The sequence below is a fragment of the Streptomyces sp. SS8 genome (genome assembly GCF_054072955.1).
Map to the genome: position 1 here is coordinate 1 of NZ_JBSVCZ010000054.1, position 5,223 is coordinate 5,223.

The 5,223-nt window shown below is 60.1% G+C and carries 2 rRNA genes; both read right to left on the reverse strand.

What is annotated here, in order from left to right:
* Positions 1-38: 38 nt before the first annotated feature.
* Positions 39-3,164: ribosomal RNA gene (locus tag ACW69E_RS27670) — 23S ribosomal RNA — on the reverse strand.
* A 341-nt stretch (positions 3,165-3,505) separates the two neighbouring features.
* Positions 3,506-5,035 (reverse strand): 16S ribosomal RNA (locus ACW69E_RS27675).
* The 16S and 23S rRNA genes sit together here, the layout of an rRNA operon.
* Positions 5,036-5,223: the final 188 nt, after the last annotated feature.

A 5,223-nucleotide genomic window follows, 5' to 3' on the forward strand; every position in this document is an offset into this window, starting at 1 on the left:
TCGTGGTCTCAGAACCCACACAGTGGACGCGAACATCTACGGTCAAGCCCTCGGCCTATTAGTACCGGTCAACTCCACCCCTCACGGAGCTTCCATCTCCGGCCTATCAACCCGGTCGTCTCCCGGGAGCCTTACCCCCTCAAGGGGGTGGGAGCCCTCATCTCGAAGCAGGCTTCCCGCTTAGATGCTTTCAGCGGTTATCCCTCCCGAACGTAGCCAACCAGCCATGCCCTTGGCAGAACAACTGGCACACCAGAGGTTCGTCCGTCCCGGTCCTCTCGTACTAGGGACAGCCCTTCTCAAGACTCCTACGCGCACAGCGGATAGGGACCGAACTGTCTCACGACGTTCTAAACCCAGCTCGCGTACCGCTTTAATGGGCGAACAGCCCAACCCTTGGGACCGACTCCAGCCCCAGGATGCGACGAGCCGACATCGAGGTGCCAAACCATCCCGTCGATATGGACTCTTGGGGAAGATCAGCCTGTTATCCCCGGGGTACCTTTTATCCGTTGAGCGACGGCGCTTCCACAAGCCACCGCCGGATCACTAGTCCCGACTTTCGTCCCTGCTCGACCCGTCAGTCTCACAGTCAAGCTCCCTTGTGCACTTACACTCACCACCTGATGACCAACCAGGCTGAGGGAACCTTTGGGCGCCTCCGTTACCCTTTGGGAGGCAACCGCCCCAGTTAAACTACCCACCAGACACTGTCCCCGATCCGGATCACGGACCCGGGTTAGACATCCAGCACGACCAGAGTGGTATTTCAACAACGCCTCCACACACACTGGCGTGCATGCTTCACCGGCTCCCACCTATCCTACACAAGCCGAACCGAACACCAATATCAAGCTGTAGTAAAGGTCCCGGGGTCTTTCCGTCCTGCTGCGCGAAACGAGCATCTTTACTCGTAGTGCAATTTCACCGGGCCTATGGTTGAGACAGTCGAGAAGTCGTTACGCCATTCGTGCAGGTCGGAACTTACCCGACAAGGAATTTCGCTACCTTAGGATGGTTATAGTTACCACCGCCGTTTACTGGCGCTTAAGTTCTCAGCTTCGCCGCCCCGAAGAGCGACTAACCGGTCCCCTTAACGTTCCAGCACCGGGCAGGCGTCAGTCCGTATACCTCGCCTTACGGCTTCGCACGGACCTGTGTTTTTAGTAAACAGTCGCTTCTCGCTGGTCTCTGCGGCCACCCCCAGCTCACCGTGCAAGACGGATCACCGGATGTGGCCCCCCTTCTCCCGAAGTTACGGGGGCATTTTGCCGAGTTCCTTAACCATAGTTCACCCGAACGCCTCGGTATTCTCTACCAGACCACCTGAGTCGGTTTGGGGTACGGGCCGCCGTGCAACTCGCTAGAGGCTTTTCTCGACAGCATAGGATCATCCACTTCACCGTCATCGGCTCGGCATCAGGTCTCACCCTTGAAGTGTTGCGCGGATTTACCTGCACAACGGGCTACACCCTTACCCCGGGACAACCACCGCCCGGGCTGGACTACCTTCCTGCGTCACCCCATCACTCACCTACTACCGGATCGGGCCGTCGGCTCCACCAGCACCGCACCCCGAAGGACACGGGCGGCTTCACGGACTTAGCATCACCGGGCTCGGCCCTTGCGCTCCACAGCGGGTACCGGAATATCAACCGGTTATCCATCGACTACGCCTGTCGGCCTCGCCTTAGGCCCCGACTTACCCTGGGCAGATCAGCTTGACCCAGGAACCCTTGGTCAATCGGCGCAGGAGTTTCCCACTCCTGTATCGCTACTCATGCCTGCATTCTCACTCGTGTACCGTCCACCCCTGCCTTCCGGCGCGGCTTCACCCGGCACACGACGCTCCCCTACCCATCGACACCCCCGTTAGAGGTTGATGTGCCGATGACACGACGTCGGCGGTGTGCTTGAGCCCCGCTACATTGTCGGCGCAGAATCACTTGACCAGTGAGCTATTACGCACTCTTTCAAGGATGGCTGCTTCTAAGCCAACCTCCTGGTTGTCTCTGCGACTCCACATCCTTTCCCACTTAGCACACGCTTGGGGGCCTTAGTCGATGCTCTGGGCTGTTTCCCTCTCGACCATGGAGCTTATCCCCCACAGTCTCACTGCCGCGCTTACCACTTACCGGCATTCGGAGTTTGGCTAAGGTCAGTAACCCGGTAGGGCCCATCGCCTATCCAGTGCTCTACCTCCGGCAAGCAACACGCGACGCTGCACCTAAATGCATTTCGGGGAGAACCAGCTATCACGGAGTTTGATTGGCCTTTCACCCCTAACCACAGGTCATCCCCCAGGTTTTCAACCCTGGTGGGTTCGGGCCTCCACGACCTCTTACAGCCGCTTCACCCTGCCCATGGCTAGATCACTCCGCTTCGGGTCTTGGGCACGCTACTGAAACCGCCCTGTTCGGACTCGCTTTCGCTACGGCTTCCCCACACGGGTTAACCTCGCAACGCACCGCAAACTCGCAGGCTCATTCTTCAAAAGGCACGCAGTCACGACCGCAAGTGACAAGCACTCACGGCGACGCTCCCACGGCTTGTAGGCACACGGTTTCAGGTACTATTTCACTCCGCTCCCGCGGTACTTTTCACCATTCCCTCACGGTACTATCCGCTATCGGTCACCAGGGAATATTTAGGCTTGGCGGGTGGTCCCGCCGGATTCACACGGGATTTCTCGGGCCCCGTGCTACTTGGGTGGTCCTCCAACGAGCCGCACAGATTTCGGCTACGGGGGTCTTACCCTCTACGCCGGGCCTTTCGCATGCCCTTCGCCTATCCATACGGTTTCTGACTCGTCCAGCCGCCGGCAGACGACTGCAGAGAACTCCCACAACCCCGACCACGCAACCCCTGCCGGGTCTCACACGTGACCGGTTTGGCCTCATCCGGTTTCGCTCGCCACTACTCCCGGAATCACGGTTGTCTTCTCTTCCTGCGGGTACTGAGATGTTTCACTTCCCCGCGTTCCCTCCACACTGCCTATGTGTTCAGCAGCGGGTGACAGCCCATGACGACTGCCGGGTTTCCCCATTCGGACACCCCCGGATCACAGCTCGGTTGACAGCTCCCCGGGGCCTATCGCGGCCTCCCACGTCCTTCATCGGTTCCTGGTGCCAAGGCATCCACCGTGCGCCCTTAAAAACTTGGCCTATAGATGCTCGCGTCCACTGTGCAGTTCTCAAACAACGACCAGCCACCCGCCACCCCCACCATCACGGCGGAGTTCACCGGGGCCGGCACCCAAGGACCACCAGCCTCACGGCCGTGCCCTCAGACACCCAACAGCGCGCCCGACCCGGACCATCCACGGAGAGCCACGGTCCACGCCCCACCCCACACGAGGGGGAGGCAGTACTGGTGTCCTCCGCCGGACCATCCCGGCCGACTAGTCAACGTTCCACCCATGAGCAACCACCGCCGAACACGCGTCGGCGTAATGGCCCTGTGCCCACCGGGCCGATCAGGCCCGATGACCAAAGATGCTCCTTAGAAAGGAGGTGATCCAGCCGCACCTTCCGGTACGGCTACCTTGTTACGACTTCGTCCCAATCGCCAGTCCCACCTTCGACGATTCCCTCCCCGCAAGGGGGTTGGGCCACCGGCTTCGGGTGTTACCGACTTTCGTGACGTGACGGGCGGTGTGTACAAGGCCCGGGAACGTATTCACCGCAGCAGTGCTGATCTGCGATTACTAGCGACTCCGACTTCATGGGGTCGAGTTGCAGACCCCAATCCGAACTGAGACCGGCTTTTTGAGATTCGCTCCACCTCACGGCATCGCAGCTCATTGTACCGGCCATTGTAGCACGTGTGCAGCCCAAGACATAAGGGGCATGATGACTTGACGTCGTCCCCACCTTCCTCCGAGTTGACCCCGGCAGTCTCCTGTGAGTCCCCGTCACCCCGAAGGGCACGCTGGCAACACAGAACAAGGGTTGCGCTCGTTGCGGGACTTAACCCAACATCTCACGACACGAGCTGACGACAGCCATGCACCACCTGTACACCGACCACAAGGGGGCGACCATCTCTGGCCGTTTCCGGTGTATGTCAAGCCTTGGTAAGGTTCTTCGCGTTGCGTCGAATTAAGCCACATGCTCCGCCGCTTGTGCGGGCCCCCGTCAATTCCTTTGAGTTTTAGCCTTGCGGCCGTACTCCCCAGGCGGGGCACTTAATGCGTTAGCTGCGGCACGGACGACGTGGAATGCCGCCCACACCTAGTGCCCAACGTTTACGGCGTGGACTACCAGGGTATCTAATCCTGTTCGCTCCCCACGCTTTCGCTCCTCAGCGTCAGTATCGGCCCAGAGATCCGCCTTCGCCACCGGTGTTCCTCCTGATATCTGCGCATTTCACCGCTACACCAGGAATTCCGATCTCCCCTACCGAACTCTAGCCTGCCCGTATCGAATGCAGACCCGGGGTTAAGCCCCGGGCTTTCACATCCGACGCGACAGGCCGCCTACGAGCTCTTTACGCCCAATAATTCCGGACAACGCTCGCACCCTACGTATTACCGCGGCTGCTGGCACGTAGTTAGCCGGTGCTTCTTCTGCAGGTACCGTCACTTGCGCTTCTTCCCTGCTGAAAGAGGTTTACAACCCGAAGGCCGTCATCCCTCACGCGGCGTCGCTGCATCAGGCTTGCGCCCATTGTGCAATATTCCCCACTGCTGCCTCCCGTAGGAGTCTGGGCCGTGTCTCAGTCCCAGTGTGGCCGGTCGCCCTCTCAGGCCGGCTACCCGTCGTCGCCTTGGTGGGCCGTTACCCCACCAACCAGCTGATAGGCCGCGGGCTCATCCTGCACCGCCGGAGCTTTCCACCGCCGCGGATGCCCGCGGCGGTCGTATCCGGTATTAGCTCCGGTTTCCCGGAGTTATCCCAGAGTGCAGGGCAGATTGCCCACGTGTTACTCACCCGTTCGCCACTCTTCCCCACCCGAAGGTGGTTCATCGTTCGACTTGCATGTGTTAAGCACGCCGCCAGCGTTCGTCCTGAGCCAGGATCAAACTCTCCGTGAATGTCTGCCCCGGTGTCGGGGTCTCACATCCGCGCAGAGCGGCACCGGCGGGAAGGAATGATTCCCGCGGTGCGCAGCGTCCTCGCTGTGTGATTTCAAAGGAACCTCATCCCCCGGCCGCATCGGCCCGGGAACGGGGTATCAACATATCTGGCGTTGACTTTTGGCACGCTGTTGAGTTCTCAAGGA